The sequence below is a fragment of the Paenibacillus sp. FSL K6-1122 genome (assembly GCF_037977015.1).
In the GTDB taxonomy this organism is placed as follows: domain Bacteria; phylum Bacillota; class Bacilli; order Paenibacillales; family Paenibacillaceae; genus Paenibacillus; species Paenibacillus amylolyticus.
Window position 1 is genome coordinate 184,801 of sequence record NZ_CP150272.1, and the last position, 21,566, is coordinate 206,366.

Genomic DNA, 21,566 nt, shown 5'->3' on the forward strand with positions numbered 1-21,566 from the left:
AAAAAAAGAAACCTTTCCGGTTTCATTGGTTAAATGGGTTATGAGCTGTTAAATAAAAATGGCGCGCCCGCCAAGAATCGAACTTGGATCTCAGGCTTCGGAGGCCTACGTCATATCCATTGGACCACGGGCGCACATTAATTTGCTACCAATTTATGTAGCTTTCTAAATATATGACAGCAATAATGATTATAGCTCATGAAATATTTAATTGCAAGCAGTTCGTTGTGGTATTGGTTTGGATTAACCTAAAAATGATCATGATGAAGAAGAGTGGATAAAGAGTGCATTTAAGTAAATGCTATTAGAGGTTTTGGACATGCCGTATGAAATGTAATTCTGAGCGATATGTAGATTGAATTCATTTGTTTCTTCTATATATGGTATGTGTGAGCTAGTCCTAGATCATGGAAGTCTGGGATTGTGAAAATAGGCGCGTACAAACGCTGAATGCGTGTCGAAATAACACGTTGAAACACTTGCATGTCGCGTCAGTTTTAGGTAGAATAGACGTGGGACTTAAAAAGTTAACCCGGGACGTTTTAGGGCCACGAAAGAGAGCTTAGAACGAGAACTTGCGGGAGTGGAAAGCATGCGAACGATTTTAGAAGTACAAAAGCAGCTTCTGCCTGATCTCATGGATATCTTGAAAAAGAGGTATACGATTCTGCAACAGATCATGTTATCGGATGTGATCGGACGGAGAACGTTAGCTAATTCCATGCAGATGACCGAGCGGGTTCTGAGGGCTGAGACCGATCTGTTAAAGGCTCAGGGACTTATTGAAATTGACAGTGCAGGAATGAAGATCAGTGAGGCAGGGTATGATTTGCTGCAGCAGTTAGAGCCCGTAGCCAAAGAGCTGTTCGGATTATCCGAGCTGGAAGAGCGCATCAAGCAAGCCTACGGTCTGCAAAAGGTAGTTGTGGTTCCTGGTGATTCGGACGTTTCTCCATTTGCCAAAAGGGAACTGGGCAGAGCCGGAGCGAAGGCTCTCGGCAATATCATGAGTGACAACGACGTTGTCGCCGTTACTGGTGGTTCAACAACGGCCGAAGTCGCAGAACAACTAAATCCGCCAACATCGCTCAAAGGTGTCTGGTTCGTACCAGCACGCGGTGGACTTGGAGAAAGCCTTGAAATTCAGGCTAATACGATCGCATCCACAATGGCAAAACGGGTAGGGGCGCAATACAAACTCCTGCATGTACCGGATTTGCTCAGTGATCATGCCTATGAATCATTAATCCAGGACCCTAGTGTTCAGGAGATTCTGCAGCTGATCAGGCAATCACGGATTGTTATTCATGGAATTGGTGATGCCGTAGAGATGGCCAAAAGACGCAAACTTGCGACGGAGATTATAGATGAACTTCAGGAGCAAGGGGCCGTATCTGAATCTTTCGGTTATTACTTTAATGATCAGGGTAAGGTGGTACATACCATGCTTACATTGGGTATGCGACTTCAGGATATTGAACGAACCGATGTTGTGATTGGAATTGCAGGTGGCAAAAGCAAAGCTGCTGCTATACATTCCGTGTTACGATTTGGTCAGGAAGATATTCTGATTATTGATGAGGCTGCTGCCGAAGTCATCGTTGCTGAAATGGAATAAGGTTTTACTTTGTATCACAACTATTGTTGTCTTGACGGACTTCACCGTCTGTCTTGAATATATAAGTTTCATAAAAAATTAATCAAAACTTGGGAGGAACTTACTCATGATTAAAGTAGGTATTAACGGTTTTGGACGTATTGGACGCTTGGCATTCCGCCGTATTCAAAATGTAGCAGGCATCGAGGTAGTAGCAATCAACGACTTGACTGACGCTAAAATGCTCGCTCATTTGCTCAAATATGATACAACTCAAGGTCGCTTCGATGGCGATGTTGAAGTACACGATGGCTTCTTCAAAGTGAACGGCAAAGAAGTTAAAGTATTGGCTAACCGTAACCCGGAAGAACTTCCTTGGGGCGACCTGGGCGTAGATATCGTTCTGGAATGTACTGGTTTCTTCACAACTAAAGAAGCAGCTGAGAAACACTTGAAAGGTGGAGCTAAGAAAGTTGTTATCTCCGCACCAGCTACTGGCGACATGAAAACCATCGTTTACAACGTAAACCATGAAATCCTCGACGGTACTGAAACTGTAATCTCCGGCGCATCTTGCACAACAAACTGCCTGGCACCTATGGCAAAAACACTGCAAGACAAATTCGGAATCGTTCAAGGTTTGATGACTACAATTCACGCTTACACTGGCGACCAAAACACGTTGGATGCTCCACACCCTAAAGGTGACTTCCGTCGTGCTCGCGCAGCAGCTGAAAACATCATCCCTAACACAACTGGTGCTGCTAAAGCAATCGGTCTGGTAATCCCAGAACTGCAAGGCATCCTTGATGGTGCAGCTCAACGTGTACCAGTAGCTACTGGTTCCCTGACTGAGCTCGTAACTGTTCTGAACAAAAAAGTAACTGCTGAAGAAGTTAACGCAGCTATGCAAGAAGCTTCCGATCCAGAAACTTTCGGATACACAGAAGACGAAATCGTATCTTCCGATATTCAAGGAATCACTTTCGGTTCCCTGTTTGATGCAACTCAAACTAAAGTTCTGACTGTTGGCGACCAACAATTGGTTAAAACTGTAGCTTGGTATGACAATGAAATGTCCTACACTGCACAATTGGTTCGCACTTTGGAGCACTTTGCAAAAATGATTAAGTAATATCTGTAATAACATAGAGCGGAAACAGATGCTATATTGTTTCCGCTCTTTATATATCTACATTTTGCAAATTTCTCAAAAACACCAGGATTGACGAGGGATTTTAGCTCTTGATTGGTCCACCAAATACATGGGTGCGGAGGAAATACAGATGAACAAAAAAAGTGTACGCGATATCGAATTGACAGGAAAACGGGCTTTTGTCCGTGTAGATTTCAATGTGCCGCTCGAAGATGGTAAAATTACAGATGACAAACGTATTCGTGCAACGCTTCCTACAATCAACTTCTTGATTGAAAAAGGCGCTAAAGTCATTTTGGCAAGCCACATGGGTCGTCCTAACGGCGAAGTGGTTGAATCCTTGCGTTTGACTCCAGCAGCTGAGCGTTTGTCTGAATTGCTTGGTAAAACAGTTGTTAAAGCTGACGGTTCTGTTGGTGACGCTGTTAAAGCTCAAATCGCTGAACTGAACAACGGCGACGTATTGTTGCTTGAAAACGTTCGTTTCCACGCAGGCGAAGAGAAAAACGATCCGGAACTGGCAAAACAATTTGCTGAACTGGCTGACGTTTTCGTTAACGATGCGTTTGGCGCGGCTCACAGAGCACACGCTTCGACTGAAGGAATCGCTCACTTGCTTCCAGCAGTGTCCGGTTTGTTGATGGAGAAAGAACTTGAAGTGTTGGGTAAAGCAATCTCCAACCCTGAGCGTCCTTTCACAGCTATCATTGGTGGATCCAAAGTTAAGGACAAAATCGATGTAATCGACAACCTGCTGAACATTGCAGACAACGTAATCATCGGTGGCGGTCTGACTTACACGTTCTTCAAAGCACAAGGACATGAAATTGGACAATCCTTGCTGGATGACTCCAAACTTGATGTTGCTCTTGGTTTTATCGAAAAAGCGAAAAAATTGGGCAAAAACTTCTACCTGCCGGTAGATATCGTAGTGTCTGACGATTTCAGTGCGAAAGCAAACACACAAATCGTTGACATCGATGGTATCCCAGCAGATTGGGAAGGTATCGACATCGGTCCTAAAACACGTGAGATCTATGCTGATGTAATCAAAAACTCCAAATTGGTTGTGTGGAACGGACCAATGGGCGTATTTGAAATCGAGCCATTCTCCCACGGTACTCGTGCAGTAGCGGAAGCTTGCGCTGAGACAGAAGCTTACACTGTAATTGGTGGCGGTGACTCCGCAGCAGCAGCTGAGAAGTTCAAATTGGCTGACAAGATGAACCACATCTCTACAGGTGGCGGTGCATCGCTCGAGTTCATGGAAGGTAAAGTACTTCCAGGCGTAGTGGCATTGAACGACAAGTAAGTTTTAGTAGCCTATAGCATGAAGGAGTTGAAACCCATGAGAACACCGATTATCGCAGGTAACTGGAAAATGTTCAAAACGGTTTCCGAATCCAATGACTTCATTCAGGAAGTTAAAGGAAAAGCGGAAGTTGAAGGCGTGGAAACTGTAATCTGCGCACCGTTTACAAATCTGCCATCCCTGGTAGAAGCTGTTAAAGGCACAAAAATCAAAATTGGTGCACAAAATCTTCATTTTGAAGATAACGGTGCATTCACAGGTGAAATCAGCGGCGTGATGCTGAAAGACCTGGGTGTGGATTATGTCATTATTGGTCACTCGGAGCGCCGTCAATATTTTGCGGAAACCGATGAGACTGTCAATAAAAAGTTGCATGCAGCATTCCGTCACGGATTGACTCCAATCTTCTGCCTTGGTGAGACGCTTGAAGAGCGTGAAGCGAACCAAACAAAAGACGTATGCAAAGTGCAAACAGTAGCTGCTTTTGCAGGTCTGTCTGCAGAGCAAGCGGCACAAGTTGTTATCGCTTATGAGCCAATCTGGGCGATTGGTACAGGCAAATCCTCCACTTCCCAAGATGCGAATGAAGTTATTGCTTACATCCGTACGCTAGTGAAGGATCTGTACAACGAGACGGTTGCGAATGCAGTTCGTATTCAATACGGCGGCAGTGTTAAACCAGAGAACGTAACAGAATACCTCGGACAAAGCGACATCGACGGCGCACTTGTTGGCGGTGCCAGCTTGCAGCCGGCTTCGTTCATCGCGCTTGTTGAGGGGGCGAAGTAAGATGACAGCTCCAAAACCTGTAGCACTGATCATCATGGATGGCTTTGGTCTGCGTAACACGGTGGAAGGCAATGCGGTAGCGCAAGCCAAGAAACCGAACTACGACCGTTTCATGAGCCAATTCCCACATACAACGCTCACTGCTTGCGGTGAAGCTGTAGGTTTGCCAGAAGGGCAAATGGGAAATTCCGAGGTAGGTCACCTGAACATTGGTGCCGGCCGGATCGTATACCAGGATTTGACCCGTATCTCCAAATCCATTCGTGACGGCGAGTTCTACGACAATGAAACACTTGTCAAAGCCGTTCGCGAAGCGAAACAAAGCGGCAAAAAACTTCATCTCTACGGCTTGTTGTCTGATGGCGGCGTACATAGTCACATCGACCACCTGTTTGCTATGCTAGATCTGGCCAAAAAAGAAGGAATGAATGATGTATATATTCATGCTTTCATGGATGGCCGTGATGTTATGCCAGACAGTGGTAAAGACTTCATGCAGAAACTGATCGCCAAGATTGAAGAAGTCGGTGTAGGTAAAATCGCTACGGTTCAAGGTCGCTATTACGCGATGGACCGTGACAAACGTTGGGAACGGGTTGAGAAATCATACCGTGCCATCGTTTATGGAGATGGACCAAAATACACTGATCCACTCAAAGCGGTTGAAGAATCGTATGAGAAATCCGTATTTGATGAATTCGTTGAACCAACGGTTATCGTTAAAGCGGATGGTGAGCCGGTAGGTTTGGTTGAGAGCGGCGATTCCGTTATCTTCCTCAACTTCCGTCCTGACCGTGCGATCCAGTTGTCGCAAGTATTCACGAACCAGGATTTCCGCGGTTTTGATCGTGGTCCGAAGTTCCCTGTGGGCTTGCACTTTGTATGCTTGACTTTGTTCAGCGAGACAGTTGAAGGTTATGTGGCTTATTCGCCGAAAAACCTCGACAACACGCTGGGTGAAGTTCTGGTACAGAACAATAAAAAACAACTGCGTATTGCAGAAACTGAGAAATACCCGCACGTTACCTTCTTCTTCAGCGGCGGTCGTGATGTGGAGCTTCCGGGCGAAACTCGTGTACTGATCAACTCACCAAAAGTTGCAACGTATGATCTGCAACCAGAGATGAGCGCTTATGAAGTAGCTGACGCATGTGTTCGCGAGATCGAAGCAGACAAACATGACGCCATCATTCTGAACTTTGCTAACCCTGACATGGTTGGACACTCCGGCATGCTGGAGCCTACCATCAAAGCGGTTGAAGTAACAGATGAGTGCATGGGCCGTGTTGTGGATGCAGTACTTGCCAAAGGCGGCGTTGTACTGATCACGGCGGATCATGGTAACGCGGATATGGTGTTCGATGAGAAAGGACGTCCGTTCACAGCTCATACAACGAACCCGGTTCCATTCATCGTTACCGATGCAAATGTAACCCTGCGTGAAGGCGGAATCCTGGCAGATATCGCGCCAACGATCCTTGACCTGATGCAATTGCCTAAACCGGCTGAGATGACAGGTACATCCGTCATCGCTACCCGTAAATAAGTTACGCAACAACATATATAATTGGACGGTTTGGCGTTTGCACATTGAACGAAGGCAGCAGAAATAGTCTGAAGAAGCGAAGCGCTCGCCTTTATCACATGATTTCAACTTATGAAAATAAGTTCAAAGAAATCAGGGGATAACAGCGATTGGAAGACGATTCTGCTGATGTAGTAAAATAAGAGCAAACACAAGTTGGTCCAAAAATTAAATCCCAACTATAAAGGAGATTATCACAAATGACTATTATTTCTGACGTGTACGCTCGCGAAGTCCTCGACTCCCGCGGTAACCCTACAGTAGAAGTTGAAGTATACCTGGAGTCCGGTGCAATCGGACGCGCAATCGTTCCATCCGGTGCATCCACTGGTGCCCACGAAGCCGTTGAGCTTCGCGATGGCGACAAATCCCGTTACCTCGGTAAAGGCGTTCTGCAAGCTGTTAAAAACGTAAACGAAACAATCGCTCCAGAAGTTATCGGTATGGATGCATTGGATCAACTGGGTATCGACAAATTGATGATCACTTTGGATGGTACGCCAAACAAAGGTAAACTGGGCGCTAACGCAATCCTGGCTGTATCCATGGCAGTAGCTCGCGCAGCTGCTGACGCTCTGGACCTGCCATTGTACGTTTACTTGGGCGGATTCAACGCTAAAGCATTGCCAGTTCCAATGATGAACATCATCAACGGTGGTGAGCATGCTGACAACAACATCGACGTTCAAGAGTTCATGGTTCTTCCAGTTGGAGCACCAAGCTTCAAAGAAGCTCTTCGCGTAGGGGCAGAAATCTTCCACAACCTGAAATCTGTATTGAGCTCCAAAGGCTTGAATACAGCTGTAGGTGACGAAGGTGGTTTTGCACCGAACCTTGGTTCGAACGAAGAAGCAATCACTACAATCATCGAAGCAATTGAAAAAGCTGGTTACAAACCAGGCGTTGACGTATTCTTGGGTATGGACGTTGCTTCCACTGAGTTCTACAAAGATGGTAAGTACACACTTGCTGGTGAAGGTAAATCTTACACTTCCGCTGAGTATGTTGATCTTCTGGCTTCATGGGTTGAGAAATACCCAATCATCACAATCGAAGACGGTATGTCCGAAGATGACTGGGATGGTTGGAAATTGCTCACTGAGAAATTGGGAGACAAAGTACAACTCGTTGGTGATGACCTGTTCGTAACAAATACTGAGCGTCTGGGCAGAGGTATCAACGAAGGTATCGGTAACTCCATCCTGATCAAAGTTAACCAAATCGGTACATTGACTGAAACATTTGATGCAATCGAAATGGCTAAACGCGCAGGATACACAGCTGTAATCTCTCACCGTTCCGGTGAGTCCGAAGACAGCACAATTGCTGATATCGCTGTTGCAACTAACGCTGGTCAAATCAAAACGGGTGCTCCTTCCCGTACAGACCGTATCGCGAAGTACAACCAATTGCTCCGCATTGAGGATCAACTGGGTGAACTGGCTCAATACAATGGTCTTAAAGGATTCTACAACCTTAAAAAATAAGCTGGATATCCAGCTTTTACGGGCAAGCCGGGTAACCGGCTTGTCTTTTTTATTGCAACGAAGTAATGGTATAACGTAAGGATCACGCAGATGGTGAAATTTAGGGCATTGTAAAACCTGTACTACTTGTAGTACAACCATAGCTATGTTACAATTAAAGTAACTGTTTTTATGGTGAGATGTATGCCCACATGGGTAGGAGGTGGAAAGAATGGATATTGCTTTGAAATTGCTGCTCGTTGTTTTCTCGATCGGTCTAATCACTGTAGTATTGCTGCAGCACGGGAAAAGCGCTGGTTTGGCGGGTGCCATCTCCGGTGGTGCGGAACATCTTTTCGGTAAAACGAAAGCGCGCGGATTGGATCTCTTCCTGCAACGTGCAACGGTGGTACTGGGTGCAGGATTTATGATTTTGTCTATTGTTGTTACGGTGGTTTCCAAGTAAGATTCGGAACTGCTGTTCAATGAATAGCTTAAGCTAATGGCTTAATTGATGAACCTTCGTTTCGTGAAGAAACGGGGGTTTTTTAATAAATTCTTACGCGTCCAAACTTTTCCAACAATTTAATCTATAGACTCCATGATTTTCGGTCTTCTTCTCACTTCTGTTTGGTTTTCCTTCCTTAACATGCAACACACCCCTATCATGTATGGTATGTCCCTCGCTTATTCGTTACGCGAACTCACTCCCTATAATGAATGTCATGTGTACAGAAAATTTTCGGATGTAGTCCTTTTCCAGATGCGCACAGCACGTGTATCGCATAAAATGCTGTAGAGATACGTGAAAGCGTGATTTTAGAGGAGCGCCCGGCAACTGTGGTTTTTTTGCGAGGTACGGATGGGCCGGATTGAATTCGTGTATACTAGGGTATGAGATAGTATGGTTGTACTACTACACTCTTCACAGCAATGATATTGTATTGCATGAAAAAGGTAAGAATTCCGATACATAAAGAGATGAGACTTGCTTACACTTTTATGTTTCCCGAGGTGAATATATTAATGATAACAGAACAACAATTGCTCGACTTCATGCGGGATACCGCTTATAAACCTATGACTTATCAGGAGTTGGAACAGCACTTCGCTATTGAAGATGCAGCTGATTTCAAAGCTTTTTTGATTATGCTTAATACGCTGGAGGAATCCGGTAAAGTTTTGCTGACCCGCAACAATCGCTATGGCATGCCAGAGCGCATGGATTTGGTACGTGGACGTTTACAGGCTCACGCCAAAGGTTTCGCTTTCCTTATCCCTGAGGATCGGGAGCACCCGGATGTGTACATTCACGCCAATGATATGAAAAGTGCGATGAATGGTGATACGGTATTGGTTAAAGTCACATCTCAAGGACCTTCAGGTGGTCGTTTGGAGGGTGAGATCGTCCGTATTGTTACTCGTGCTGTGACACAAGTCGTTGGTGTGTTCCAGAGCCATGAGGTGTACGGATTTGTCATTCCGGATGATAAACGGATTAATCGCGATATTTTCATCCCACGTACCAACTTTGCTGGGGCGGTTGATGGACAGAAGGTCGTAGCCAAGATCGTCAGCTATCCGGAGGGCCGTGCGGCTGCCGAAGGTGAAGTGATCGAGATTCTCGGTCATAAGGATGAGCCGGGTATTGATATTTTGTCCGTCATTCGCAAGCATCAGTTGCCTGAAGCTTTCCCTGATGAAGTGGTAGAAGAGGCGGAAAAAGCACCCGACTCCATCACGGATGAAGAGATTGTACAACAGGGTCGCCGTGATCTGCGCGGACTTAACATTGTCACGATTGATGGCGAAGATGCCAAGGATCTGGATGATGCTGTAAATGTAGAGAAACTGCCTAACGGGAACTACCGTCTGGGTGTTCATATTGCCGACGTTGGCTATTATGTGCAGGAGAATTCCAAGCTGGATCAGGAAGCCTACAACCGTGGATGCAGTGTGTATCTGGTAGACCGGGTTATTCCTATGCTGCCACAACGTCTGTCCAACGGAATCTGTAGTTTGAACCCCCAGGTAGACCGCCTGACCCTGTCTTGTGAGATGGAGTTTAACGACCAGATGAAGGTTGTTAAACATGATATTTTCACGAGTGTAATCAAAACCAAAGAGCGGATGACGTATTCCAACGTCCGTAAAATCCTTGAAGGTGAAGAGCCGGAATTGCTCGAACGTTATAAGGATCTGGTAGATGATTTCCATCTGATGAAAGAGATTGCCTTGAAGCTGCGTGCTATGCGTATGCGCCGTGGTGCGGTTGACTTTGATTTTGAAGAATCCAAAATCATTGTGGACGCAGAATGCAAACCGGTAGATATCGTGAAACGGGAGCGTTCGATTGCCGAGCAAATCATTGAGGAATTCATGTTGGCAGCGAACGAAACAGTGGCAGAGCATTTCCATTGGTTGAAGGTTCCGTTCATCTATCGTGTGCACGAAGATCCCGATCAGGAAAAACTGCAAAATTTCCTCGCCTTTGCGGCGAATTTTGGACACCAGGTCAAAGGACGTGGCAATGCGATTCATCCACGTGCGCTTCAATCGTTGCTTGAGGATATCAAAGAAACGAAAGAACAAACTGTGATTAGTACGATGATGCTCCGTTCGATGAAACAGGCGAAGTATGATTCTGAAATGTCGGGTCACTTTGGCCTCGCGGCAGAATTCTATAGTCACTTTACGTCTCCAATTCGTCGTTATCCCGATCTTGTCATTCACCGGGTGATTCGCGAAGTCATTGAAAATAATGGTGCATTGCCGGAGAACCGTCAGGAGTATTTGGCAGCACGTATGTCCGATATTGCGCAGCAGTCTTCTGAACGTGAACGTGTGGCGGTAGAAGCTGAGCGGGATACGGAGAAAATGAAAAAAGCCGAGTACATGCTCGACAAAGTAGGCGAAGAGTTCGAAGGCATGATCAGCAGTGTGACCAGCTTTGGTATGTTCATTGAGTTGGAAAACACGGTTGAAGGCTTGATTCGCCTGAGCGCACTCACGGACGACTATTACCATTTTGACGATCAGCATATGGCTCTGATTGGTGAACGTACCTCGAAAGTCTTCCGCATCGGTGATGAAGTGAAGATCCGTGTGGCACGTGTAAGCATGGAAGAGTATACGATTGATTTTGAAATGGTAGATATGAAACCTCGCGGTGAACGTCCTGGCGGCTTCGGTGGCGGACGTGGCGGTAAAGGTGGACGCCCAGCAAGTGGTGGCGGTCGCGGCGGTGCCAAGGGTGGACCGGGTGGTTTCGGCGGTTCACGTGGCGGCAAAGGCAGTTCGGCAGGTGCTGGAGCCAGCCTTGGTGGCAGATCAACGGAAGAAAGCAGCAAAGGTGGACGTGGCGGTCGCGGTGGAGCAGCAAGTGCAGGCGCGGGCGCAGGCTCATCTGGTGGCTACGCAGGTAAAGGCGGCGGCAAACCTAAAAGTGAGCGTCGTGCTGGTGATGCTGGTGGATCAACTGGTCGGGGCAAAGGCGCGGTGAGCTTTGGTTTTGGCTCAGGTAAAGGCGGATATAGCTCTACATCGGGTGGATCGGATAGTAGTTCAACCGATGGACAAGGAAGTGGCCTGAACAGCGGCAGCGGTCGCGGTGAAGGAAGCTTTAAGTCCGGCAAGGGCGGCGGTAAAGGTGGCAAAGGCGGAAGTGGGCGCAAAAACACTTCGCCAAGCGGCGTATTTATTGGAGAGAATGCAACTCCTGGTGGCGCTCAGGAAAGCGGAGCACCACGACGCAAGCGGAAGAAGAGCAAAAGTGCAGCTGGTAACGGCACGGCAGCTTTTGTACGGAAAAAGAAAAAATAAAGCTAACGTAACTTGGAGAGATGGATTACAATTCGTTCCTTCAGGTTAATCGTTGGAGAAAATAGCCACTTCAGCCGGTGTGTTGTTTCGCACAGTCTGGAAGTGGTGTAATGAGGAGGGGCGGCAGAGGTCGCCTCTTTCTTGATTTTAACAGCCGTACTTGCTACAATTAAGGTCTGGCACGTGGTACCTTGGTGCAACATTGGGTGCGCTGCTATAGAGCATGGTACCGGCTTATTTTACGGAGAAGGAGTGAGGACATGGGCAAGAATGATGGACAGAGTAAAGTGCTCGCACAGAATAAAAAGGCTTCCCATGACTACTTCATTGAAGATACGTATGAAGCGGGCATGGTGCTTACCGGAACGGAGATCAAATCTCTTCGTAACGGCCGTGCGAATATTGGTGATGCATTTGCCACGATTCGAAACGGTGAGATTCATATTCACAATATGCATATTAGTCCTTTTGAACAAGGGAACCGAAATAATCCGCTTGATCCAACACGTACGCGCAAGTTGTTGATGCATAAAGTGCAGATCCATAAGTTGCTTGGGCTGTCGAAACAGGATGGGTACAGCATTGTGCCGCTGAAGATCTATATCCGCAATGGTTATGCAAAGCTTTTGCTCGGACTGGGTAAAGGTAAGAAGCAGTATGATAAACGGGAGACTGCCGCGAAGCGCGATGCTCAACGTGATATCCAACGGGTACTGCGCGAGAAGCAGAAGGTTGCGCGTTAAGTGGAGCGCTGGGCGTAAATGCTTTACTTTTCAGTGTAGAAGATATTTTTTGTGATGAAGTTAGGAAGATTGATGTATGAGTTAAGAAGTCTCAAGGTTTGTCCTGCAATGGGCAAGATTGAGGCTTTTTTATTTTTAGTGGAAAGGGGATGTGGTGTGAGTTGGTGTGAAGTGTATCGTATTGTGTGGTGATTTCCTTTGATATGTGTTGAAGTGAAGTCGGTAGGAGCATGGAGCTTGGCGCGTTGATGAATCTAAATTTTTAGCTTTTGCGTAGTTTGCCTGAAACGTGGGTAAGATACTTAGGTGCCGTTGTTCGTGAGCCGATCTGGGTAAACTTTACTTCCGATTGGCGACGCGGTATAATATGTAGACGATTGAGCCTATTGTATTGGATAACCTTGTACACATGCTCAGCCCGCTGGAATGTCTTCCAGCAATCTGCACTATTTCGGTGATGTGTCCTGTGTTATGATTACTCATGTAGCAGACAGGAATGCCGAGTTTGAAAGAAGCATCTTTTTACCTTGGAGGAAAAAGATGTGTAGCACCTTTGCTCCGTATTCACGGATTAATCCTGGAGCCCTTCTTCATTGAGGGGGCGTTTATGGATTCGACGGGGATAGTTCGAGCATGGGTAGCGGGTAGTGGGGACGCGTCCGCTTTATCAACGCTAAAGCCTATTAAACGGCAAACAACAAACAAACTACGCTTTCGCAGCCTAAGAAACTGTGTGCGTGCTTCTACCCTGCATTGCCCATGTGACAGGGATAGGGGCTAACTAGTAGTGGGATACGCTGTCACATCTCCGCCTGGGGTGTGCTGAAGAAGACAATCAGGCTGACCCAACGTATAGCCGGTTACGGGGCGATACTCGGGTGACATCAAAACTGTGACTACACCCGTAGAAGCTTATGTGCCGTTATCTTCGGACAGGGGTTCGACTCCCCTCGCCTCCATTAGAGTCAAGAAACCATCAACTAGTAATCTGGTTGGTGGTTTTTTAGTTTATGATATAATAAACAGAAATTTAGATTGGGGGACTTCAAGTGTTGGGAAATCGAGAACAGCTCCAAGAGATTTTGAAAAAAGCAAATCAACATGCACGGAAACAAGCTAAAGAATCAGGTGCCTCTATTTATTATATAAAGAACAACAAACGCGTTCGTGAGGATGCTGCCGGTAATAAATTCGAAATTACATTTGATGCTACTGGAAAACGGCAGGAGTTTAAATATCATGAGTGAAATCAGACCAGTCATGACTGTGTTTGCGGGTACAAATGGAGCAGGGAAAAGTACACTCAGTATGCAAATGAGAGAGTGGCTTGGTGAACTGGTTGATCCGGATCAAATTGCAAGAGAGTTGAAGCCAGAGAATCCGCGCAGTGCTGACCTGTCTGCTGGCAGGGAAGCTGTGAAAAGAATCCGATCTCTCATTAAAGTGGTGTAAACTTCGCTATTGAAACGACATTGTCCGGATCATTTGTTTTAAAACATATGGAAATAGCAAAAGAAAACAATTATGAAATTGTCGTTTATTATATCGGTCTTGAGGATGTTCAAATGCATATAGATCGTGTAGCCTCTCGTGTTGAACAAGGTGGACATTGGATTGCAGAAGAAGACATTCGTTATCGATATGACCAGTCATTGAAGAACCTTAAACCGGCTCTAGCCATCGCAGATCAGGTTATCATCATTGATAATACATACGAGCCTTTAATTGTTGCAGAAATCATACAGAGTAAATTGATCTATTGTGTTGAGTCCATACCTGCTTGGGCTAATCCTGTTCTTGTGGGTTACTGATACACGGGACATCACAGCAGTGACTATACCCGTAGAAGCTTTTGTGCCGTTATCTTCGGACATGGGTTCGATACCCCCTCACCTCCATTAGAGTAAGCAAAATCCACCAACCATTGTTCTGGTTGGTGGATTTTTATTTTATGATATAATAACCTAAATTATATAAATGGAGGAAATCGAGGTATATATAGGTCGAAAGCAGCTCTCAGAAAGTTTATTAGGTACATTTAGGTTCTGAAACGTACATAGGTATCTATAGCCTGCTTTACCTAGACCAAATTATGATAATAGAAAATACATACGGGCCATCCATTGTTATGAGGATTTTTAATAGCTTGTTGATTCTATTTTGTGGAGCCTACGTTGATTTGTGCTCGAATTTAGTATTAAGAAATTATTAGGTAACATCCATACAGAGACTACTCCCCGCAGACCTTTGGAAGAGGTTCGACTCTCAGGTCTTTTATATGAAAAAATAATATATAATGTTTAACATTAAATACAATATTTATAATAATAGAGTAAAGGAGTAGTTATTTTGGATCCGTATTTATATTTGTTTTTTCATGTTCTATCACATGCTCTTCTTGGGGCGGTAATTGCATATTGCTTTTTGCCAAGGGATACATGGAAAAATCTTATGATATGTCTATGTTCGGGTGCTCTGTGTGGAATAATTCCTGATATTTTTGGGGATAGAAGTGTAGCTCCGTGGTCCCATTCTATATTGTTTACACCCCTTTTAGCTTTAGGAATAGCATATTTGACAAAACTGTTCTATAAAAAGACAAGTTTCAAATTAATCTGGGGATCTTCTATTTTGTCTGTCTTGTTTGGACACTTATTTTTAGACTATATGGGACATGATTTACCAGCATTCTATCCCTTTAGCGATAAATCATATATTATGGAAGCCATTACATTGGGAGATCCATGGATATGGTTTCCGTTAATTATTGGTCTTGGATTGAGTGTTTTTTTGAGGAACAAGCCTAAATTACCTGTAATTACTTCGATACTATTCATATTGGTATATTTAGTTTTTCGAATAATATCCAAAGAAATAATCGAGCACAAAGTTCAAGTTCAACACCCAGTTCCTGAAAAGTCATATATTATAGTGGAGCCCGATAGTCATTATGAATTTCCTTTAGATCCCAGAAAGTGGTTAGAGTTCAGGTTTCGAGTCATCAGTCCTCATTTCTCTAAAGGTGGTGATGCGGGTATACTGGGAGAGAAATCAGACAAACTATTCTGGTACGATTTTTATCCAGTAGCCTTTGAGATAAATTTATCAAGAGGAAAGTATGTTTCAATAAATTTACAGGATTCTAAAGTTGTGATATCTGTTACTAAGGAATGGAAAGAAGCGGGTTCTAACTTTATTCAGGGAAAGTATGATGGAAACCTTCTTACCTACAAAGAAACCACCAATGGTCAGTGGGAAGAAGTTATACCGCAATAGTTTTCTACAGTTTCTATCCACCATCAACCAGCGGTCTGGTTGGTGGTTTTTCTGTTTATGCTATAATCTTTGTAACATAAGTTGATGCTAGCCCGATATACTCTGTATCTCCCAAAGGAGGCAAAGAAGCATGAGCCAAACGCAGCAGCAGATCCGCGAGTTTGTTGCAGGGGTGCAAGCATATGTCTCGCCAGTAAATGTGATTAATCCTTGGAGAGATTATGTGACGGGCTATGATATCGGCCCCGAAGCGGTGGAGATTCGTTCTGAACATTTGGTCAGGTATTTGGAACCAAGAATATCCAAGGCTCGGTACATTTTTATTGCTGAAGCCGTGGGCTATCAAGGGGCGAGGTTCTCCGGCGTACCTTTGACGTCCGAGCGAATGGTTACCGGGAATCACTCGCTGGTGAATCACCAGATGATTTTTGCAGGTGAGCCGGGTGTTCGAACAAGCCTGCCCAATATCGTCAAATCTAACCGAAGTCAGGCACTGTATGGTTTCGCAGAACCGACAGCATCCATTATATGGGGTGAAGTGTTATCCAGTTCAAGGTGGAAACCAACGGACTTTATATTTTGGAACATCTATCCCTTTCATCCATATCAATCTGCCGAAAACAGGATGACGAATCGTACGCCGACTTTGGCAGAGTTGGAGGATGGTTTGCCGTTTGCCAGACAGCTTATGCAACTGAATCCTGATGCTCACATCGTGGCTATTGGCAGAAAGTCAGCAGACACGTTAAGCTCCCATCTCATTAAACATCACCATGTTCCCCATCCTGCAAATGGAAGGGCAGTACAATTCCAAAAAGCAGTAAGGTCAATGATCTAGCCATTTTGAACTGGAGAAATGTAAGGCTGACATATGCGTTTTTATCGTCCAAGTGCCCTCCACATAACGTATTGCCCTATCATATAAAGATTGGTTGGTGAAGCTGAATGAATGAAAAATACTGGCTTGTGGTGCAATATCCGCTGAAGAGCGCGCAGGGCAGCAAACGAGATCATTGGTTGAAGGAGAAGGTGATGGAATATCTGGAAACCGTTCTGACCCAAGCTGAGTTGGGAGAGGTGGATGGATGTGACCTGGGCAGCCGTATGGCTGATCCGAAGGAATATGTAATGAACATTTTCTGTGTGGTAACGGATGAAGATCGGAGCATAGCGCTAGTTAAAAAAGTGCTGAGAGAGAGTCGGTTGGATTATACCCGCATCCAAATCGCTACGATGCCATATGGCACAGAAGGAAGCTACACGCTGAAATATGCCTCCAAAAAAGGCGTTACCGAATTCTCGCTTTGATCACGATTCGCTGTTTCTTACCATAACGAACTCTGTACTTGTCCTGCCCGAGGGCAGTTTGCCCCCAACATTTTCCCCACTTAAATTCATCATACGAGAAGACCATAATTGGACTCCCCAGCCTTAACCACTCGATCAACACTCTGTAAGTAGTAAGATTATGCCCGTAGATATTGTAATCTTGCTCAAAAGTATGCCATATCAAGGTAGACGTTTACCATCTTCTTTTGTGTACTCAGATCCTCCGTCTCTCCCCCGCTTCTCTCTCCACCCGGCACAAACCACAACTTATTATCTGTACCTCCAACATTTTATAAAGCAGTACTTCTTGCGGCTCCAATTAGGGGCCCCTACCCGCAGCATTCACCACGATCAGATCCCCAAAGCCTCATTTCACTTCACTCAGTCAAGCTATATCCAAGCGATAAAAAGAGTTGAGCCTCCTCCATGCACAGTCCTATAATATACAATTGTATAAAATCCGAGAGAGTGGTGGATATCACAACAGGTCATCCGATCACAACCGATAAACCCATCACACATCGGAACCAAAGGAGGGTCACAGTGAATCAAAGAGCCAAAGATGCAACAACAGATGAAGGAGCAAGAGAAGTAACAGAAGGGGATGAAAAATAGAAGTGAAAGCAACAGCCCAATCAGATATTGAGAGCGATGCAGAAGCAAACGCAAATGCAAAAGCGAACACCAGTGCAATGAAGAACAATTGGACGCCCCGTTTCAAAGAGTTTATCCAACGCAAGCCCAAGACGCTGGCTTTTAAAATTCCGTTTGCCTACTTTGTCATTATTCTGCTAACGGTGGCGTTTAGTGCGTTGGTTTTGAATCGAATCTCGGAAAATGATGCGCAGCGAAAGATCAATGAAGCATCACTACAGACGATTACATCCATTGAGACCAACGTTAATCTGATGATCGAGAACGTGAACAATTATTCGAAAATGATTTTCTCCGATCCCAACTTGCAGAACCTGCTGCGGCAGGGCAATGTGTACTCCAATTTACAGACACAGTCCAAGGTCAGCGCGTATTTAACCAATCTTATGCAAGCGGTTCCAATTATCGATTCAGTATATATTTACGATAATTCGGGGCACCGATTCTCGGTTGGTACACAGGAATGGCCCACGTTTATGGAAGCGAATGTGAAGGAAGCGCCGTGGTACGAACAGGCACTGAAGCACAACGGACGATATCTGCTCAGGTTGAATAGTGGCAACAACGACAGCGGAGTTTCGGCAATGGGGGAGAATGATGGGCAAGAGGTGGTGTCGTTTATTCGCCTCATTCGGGATTTGGATGATACGTCTCCGCTTGGATTTCTGGTCATGAACATCAAAGGCAAATCAATCGCTCAGGCCTATGCCAACCTGTCTGCACCGGATTCATTTCAGGTGGCCATCCTGGATGAGCATCAGCGGGTGATTGCAACCAACGCTACCGATGGAAAGAAGTCCGTGCCTGCTGTATCCGGCGAATCCATATCTGCGGCTTCTGGACAGGAAGGGATGTACGAGATGTTAGAGGCCAATCAGGCCAAGTTAAAACAAACATTTCAAGAGCAATCCTCCGGCTTCATCACCTTGCAATCGGGTGGTCAGGAATATGCGGTTACCTATCGTTCGTCTGGTGATGATCAGTGGAAATTCATCAGCATGAGCCCATACCAGGCTACCGATACCCGCAATAAATCCATGGTGCTGCTTGCGCTGATCCTACTGGCGGTAAACGGGACTGTCTTTTTTGTCAGTTCATTCATCATCTCGCGCAGCGTCATTAAGCCGATTCACAAGCTGCTTCGCTCCATGCAGAAAGCGCCAAGTGGCAACTTCCGCAAAGTGACGGTTGAGCTGAACAGTTACGAATTCGCACAGCTATATGGAGGATACAACCAAATGATTGAGCAGATTGACCAGATGCTGAAACGCATCATTCAGGAGCAGCAGACGATCCGCCGAGCAGAGCTGAATACACTTCAGGCGCAGATCAAGCCACATTTTCTATATAACACACTTGATTCTATCACTTCCCTGGCGATGTCGGGTATGAATGATAAGGTATGTGAGCTGTTAGAAGCGCTCGGAAGTTATTATCGGCTGAGTGTCAGCAAAGGCCATGAACTGATCACGGTGCACGAGGAGGTTGAGATTGTACGCAATTATCTGACGATCCAGCAGGTGCGATATCCCGGTGTATTTGAGGTGCAGTACGATATCGATTCGGGCTGTGAACGGGTGATGATTCCCAAGCTTGTGCTCCAGCCGCTGGTGGAAAATTCTCTTTATCATGGTATCCGTCCCAAAGGCAGCCCAGGCACGATACGCATTCAAGCTCGTCGATCCAAGGAGGGGGTACTTCTAACGATCACTGACGACGGAGTCGGTATGTCCGGGGAAGACGTACAGCAGATTCAACGCACAGAAATGAACAGGTTTAACCGTTCTAACTCATCTAATCGCTCAAACTCATCTAATATTTCTAGCCCTACCTATAACGCTAAACACAATCCAAGCTTTGGCTTATGGGGGACGATGGAGCGGCTTCGCATTTTTTATGACAGAGAAGATGGACTCAAGCTGCAGAGCGAGGTTGGAAAAGGAACAACCATTATCATAACGATCCCGAAGGGAGCCGATGAATCATGGAACTAACTGTGGAACCATTAAAGGTATTGATTGTGGATGACGAGTACCTCATCCGAAATCTGCTGCGCATGCGTATCGATTGGGAGCAGCAAGGCATGACTATCATTGGCGAGGCCTCCGACGCTGCAGAGGCTTTGGATCAGGTTGAACTGTTGCGTCCGGACATCGTGTTCACGGATATATACATGCCAAAGATGGACGGCATTGAACTAAGTGGCATCCTCATGGAGCGTTACCCGAACATAAAAATCGTGGTTGTGACGGGACATGATGAATTTGAATATGCTCGTCAGAGTGTGAAGCTGGGCATATCCGATTTTATTTTGAAACCCATCCGTGCTTCTGAGTTATTACAGGTTACGACGAAGCTGCGAGTGGCAATCGAGCAGGAGATGGGGCGTGAGTACGAGCTGATGAAGCTGCGGGAGGAGATGAAGCAGAGTTTGCCTTATCTCAGGGAGAGGTTTGTAAATCAATGGTTAAGTGATGTGATACCTGAGGATGAACTACAAGAGAAGGGGCGTTTCTTCGGCATTCCTATCTCGTCTGGCGAACCAGGATTACGCATCGCAGTAATGGAGGTGGAGGTTGCTGTACCGCAAGCGAAGATATCTGCACCAGAGGTATATCCACATCTGTCCGAACCATATCACCAAACACCCGAAACACTCCAAACACATGAAGCACATCGAGGACCCCAACAACAACATGGTCAGCCCCAATTAAGCCAGCATCAGACTGAGGCCCATCGACAACCCGCTGAGGAAATACATATTTTGCTGCGCATGGTAGGCATGAAGCAGGTGCAGGCATTTTATCCGCAGGATTCGCAAACCATTATCGTCATGGACCCACATAACCGGATAGTTGTACTCTCGCTTGGTGCGGATACGGAATTTGCCGATCAGGTACAGCAGCTTCAGGAAGAACTTCAACATACACTTAAGCTCGAAGGGTGTGAAGTTGATGTGACCGTAGGGATTGGGCAATGGAAATCAAGATGGGGAAGGGCCTGTGTGGGATACCGGGAAGCTTGTCGCGCACTCGATTATCAGGCGTTTGTGGGGAAAAATCAGGTCATTTGCTTCGAGGATCTGGTCATCGAAGGCGGAAAGAGGCCCTACCACTCGGATGCTCAGTTGCTCCAACAACTGCAATTTTACGTCAGTGTTGGTGCGGGGGAAGAAGCCGTATTGTTGCTGGAGCGGATGCTGTCTGTGCCGTTCTCGGACGTTTCACAGTTTCGGATGGCAGCCATGGATGTGGTTACGGAGTGCCAGCGTGCCGCCATAGAGCAACAGCTTGAGGGAGAGTACGCATTGAACAAAGAGGCCGTTGCGGCCATTTTTACAGCAGGTCATCTGCCTGAACTAAAAAGCATGCTGGAGCAGCATGTCCGCACGGTATCAGATGTCATACAAGCCAAACGACAGGCCAAGGAAGGCAATCTGATTGACCGGGTGATGGCTTATCTTGAAGAGAACATGGGCAATGCGGAAGTGGGGCTTTCCAGCACTGCGGCTGCTTTTTACGTAAGTTCGGGCCATCTGGGGCGGCTGATGAAAAAAGAAACCGGGCAGACATTTGTGGAATATATGACGCAGCTTCGTATGAGAAAGGCCGAAACGTTGCTGAAGCAGACCGATTTAAAGGGGTATGAGATCGGGCAGCAGGTAGGCATCCCGGACCCGCATTATTTCAGCGTCTTGTTCAAAAAACATATCGGTCGGTCCATGAACGAATATCGGAATGTAAAAACCTGAACAACGAGAATGTAAACCCCCACATTACCAGTTCCAATTCCACATATGTTCGAATATTACAAATCGATGCCTGTTTTCTAAATGGA

At 45.8% G+C, this 21,566-nt stretch carries 17 protein-coding genes, 1 tRNA gene and 1 other RNA gene; 18 read left to right on the top strand and 1 reads right to left on the bottom strand.

Annotation, left to right across the window (positions count from 1 at the left end):
* Nucleotides 1–59 precede the first annotated feature (59 nt).
* Nucleotides 60–134: transfer RNA gene (locus NSQ20_RS00900), tRNA-Arg, on the bottom strand.
* Between the two features lie 458 nt (nt 135–592).
* Here NSQ20_RS00900 and NSQ20_RS00905 point away from each other — a divergent pair.
* From NSQ20_RS00905 to NSQ20_RS00990, 18 genes are all read left to right on the top strand, one after another.
* Complete coding sequence (locus NSQ20_RS00905; RefSeq protein WP_036616216.1) at nt 593–1,618, top strand: sugar-binding domain-containing protein; 1,026 nt, start codon at nt 593–595, stop codon at nt 1,616–1,618.
* Nucleotides 1,619–1,724: 106 nt separating this feature from the next.
* Entirely contained in the window at nt 1,725–2,732 is a 1,008-nt protein-coding gene (gap, locus tag NSQ20_RS00910; protein ID WP_017691243.1) for a type I glyceraldehyde-3-phosphate dehydrogenase, read from the top strand.
* A gap of 151 nt (nt 2,733–2,883) precedes the next feature.
* Nucleotides 2,884–4,065: a phosphoglycerate kinase gene (locus tag NSQ20_RS00915; RefSeq protein ID WP_036616219.1), complete on the top strand. Its 1,182-nt coding sequence runs from the start codon at nt 2,884–2,886 to the stop codon at nt 4,063–4,065.
* A gap of 36 nt (nt 4,066–4,101) precedes the next feature.
* Nucleotides 4,102–4,854, top strand: a complete 753-nt coding sequence (gene tpiA, locus NSQ20_RS00920; protein ID WP_340031614.1) for a triose-phosphate isomerase — start codon at nt 4,102–4,104, stop codon at nt 4,852–4,854.
* 1 nt (nt 4,855) lies between these two features.
* Entirely contained in the window at nt 4,856–6,400 is a 1,545-nt protein-coding gene (gpmI, locus tag NSQ20_RS00925) for a 2,3-bisphosphoglycerate-independent phosphoglycerate mutase (protein WP_036616224.1), read from the top strand.
* Between the two features lie 239 nt (nt 6,401–6,639).
* On the top strand, nt 6,640–7,926 hold the full coding sequence (eno, locus tag NSQ20_RS00930) for a phosphopyruvate hydratase (protein WP_036616228.1): 1,287 nt from the start codon (nt 6,640–6,642) through the stop codon (nt 7,924–7,926).
* A gap of 211 nt (nt 7,927–8,137) precedes the next feature.
* Nucleotides 8,138–8,371, top strand: a complete 234-nt coding sequence (gene secG / locus NSQ20_RS00935) for a preprotein translocase subunit SecG (RefSeq protein ID WP_036616231.1) — start codon at nt 8,138–8,140, stop codon at nt 8,369–8,371.
* Between the two features lie 560 nt (nt 8,372–8,931).
* Nucleotides 8,932–11,727: a ribonuclease R gene (gene rnr, locus NSQ20_RS00940; RefSeq protein ID WP_340031615.1), complete on the top strand. Its 2,796-nt coding sequence runs from the start codon at nt 8,932–8,934 to the stop codon at nt 11,725–11,727.
* A 260-nt stretch (nt 11,728–11,987) separates the two neighbouring features.
* Complete coding sequence (gene smpB / locus NSQ20_RS00945) at nt 11,988–12,470, top strand: SsrA-binding protein SmpB (RefSeq protein ID WP_036674736.1); 483 nt, start codon at nt 11,988–11,990, stop codon at nt 12,468–12,470.
* A gap of 597 nt (nt 12,471–13,067) precedes the next feature.
* Nucleotides 13,068–13,432: a transfer-messenger RNA gene (gene ssrA, locus NSQ20_RS00950) on the top strand.
* Nucleotides 13,433–13,519: 87 nt separating this feature from the next.
* Nucleotides 13,520–13,717, top strand: a complete 198-nt coding sequence (locus NSQ20_RS00955; RefSeq protein WP_340031617.1) for a hypothetical protein — start codon at nt 13,520–13,522, stop codon at nt 13,715–13,717.
* Nucleotides 13,710–13,922 (top strand): dephospho-CoA kinase, encoded by a 213-nt coding sequence (locus NSQ20_RS00960; protein WP_235200845.1) that lies wholly within the window; start codon nt 13,710–13,712, stop codon nt 13,920–13,922. Before NSQ20_RS00955 ends, NSQ20_RS00960 begins: the two co-directional genes overlap by 8 nt.
* A gap of 113 nt (nt 13,923–14,035) precedes the next feature.
* Complete coding sequence (locus NSQ20_RS00965; protein WP_235200846.1) at nt 14,036–14,281, top strand: hypothetical protein; 246 nt, start codon at nt 14,036–14,038, stop codon at nt 14,279–14,281.
* A 538-nt stretch (nt 14,282–14,819) separates the two neighbouring features.
* Nucleotides 14,820–15,746 (top strand): metal-dependent hydrolase, encoded by a 927-nt coding sequence (locus tag NSQ20_RS00970; protein WP_036616243.1) that lies wholly within the window; start codon nt 14,820–14,822, stop codon nt 15,744–15,746.
* Between the two features lie 130 nt (nt 15,747–15,876).
* Complete coding sequence (locus NSQ20_RS00975) at nt 15,877–16,584, top strand: uracil-DNA glycosylase (RefSeq protein WP_340031619.1); 708 nt, start codon at nt 15,877–15,879, stop codon at nt 16,582–16,584.
* A gap of 107 nt (nt 16,585–16,691) precedes the next feature.
* Nucleotides 16,692–17,054 carry a hypothetical protein gene (locus NSQ20_RS00980; protein WP_036616245.1) on the top strand — a complete coding sequence of 121 codons (363 nt, stop codon included), beginning with the start codon at nt 16,692–16,694 and terminating at the stop codon, nt 17,052–17,054.
* Between the two features lie 638 nt (nt 17,055–17,692).
* Nucleotides 17,693–19,723 carry a sensor histidine kinase gene (locus tag NSQ20_RS00985; RefSeq protein WP_036616249.1) on the top strand — a complete coding sequence of 677 codons (2,031 nt, stop codon included), beginning with the start codon at nt 17,693–17,695 and terminating at the stop codon, nt 19,721–19,723.
* Nucleotides 19,714–21,480, top strand: a complete 1,767-nt coding sequence (locus tag NSQ20_RS00990; protein WP_036616252.1) for a response regulator — start codon at nt 19,714–19,716, stop codon at nt 21,478–21,480. The genes NSQ20_RS00985 and NSQ20_RS00990 overlap by 10 nt, the downstream gene beginning before the upstream one ends.
* Nucleotides 21,481–21,566 lie beyond the last annotated feature (86 nt).

Excerpts from the sequence above, each read along its gene's own strand:
- NSQ20_RS00905 (WP_036616216.1), top strand. The coding sequence starts at position 593 with ATGCGAACGATTTTAGAAGTACAAAAGCAGCTTCTGCCTGATCTCATG.
- gap (WP_017691243.1), top strand. The coding sequence starts at position 1,725 with ATGATTAAAGTAGGTATTAACGGTTTTGGACGTATTGGACGCTTGGCA.
- NSQ20_RS00915 (WP_036616219.1), top strand. The coding sequence starts at position 2,884 with ATGAACAAAAAAAGTGTACGCGATATCGAATTGACAGGAAAACGGGCT.
- tpiA (WP_340031614.1), top strand. The coding sequence starts at position 4,102 with ATGAGAACACCGATTATCGCAGGTAACTGGAAAATGTTCAAAACGGTT.
- gpmI (WP_036616224.1), top strand. The coding sequence starts at position 4,856 with ATGACAGCTCCAAAACCTGTAGCACTGATCATCATGGATGGCTTTGGT.
- eno (WP_036616228.1), top strand. The coding sequence starts at position 6,640 with ATGACTATTATTTCTGACGTGTACGCTCGCGAAGTCCTCGACTCCCGC.
- secG (WP_036616231.1), top strand. The coding sequence starts at position 8,138 with ATGGATATTGCTTTGAAATTGCTGCTCGTTGTTTTCTCGATCGGTCTA.
- rnr (WP_340031615.1), top strand. The coding sequence starts at position 8,932 with ATGATAACAGAACAACAATTGCTCGACTTCATGCGGGATACCGCTTAT.
- smpB (WP_036674736.1), top strand. The coding sequence starts at position 11,988 with ATGGGCAAGAATGATGGACAGAGTAAAGTGCTCGCACAGAATAAAAAG.
- NSQ20_RS00960 (WP_235200845.1), top strand. The coding sequence starts at position 13,710 with ATGAGTGAAATCAGACCAGTCATGACTGTGTTTGCGGGTACAAATGGA.
- NSQ20_RS00965 (WP_235200846.1), top strand. The coding sequence starts at position 14,036 with ATGCATATAGATCGTGTAGCCTCTCGTGTTGAACAAGGTGGACATTGG.
- NSQ20_RS00975 (WP_340031619.1), top strand. The coding sequence starts at position 15,877 with ATGAGCCAAACGCAGCAGCAGATCCGCGAGTTTGTTGCAGGGGTGCAA.
- NSQ20_RS00980 (WP_036616245.1), top strand. The coding sequence starts at position 16,692 with ATGAATGAAAAATACTGGCTTGTGGTGCAATATCCGCTGAAGAGCGCG.
- NSQ20_RS00990 (WP_036616252.1), top strand. The coding sequence starts at position 19,714 with ATGGAACTAACTGTGGAACCATTAAAGGTATTGATTGTGGATGACGAG.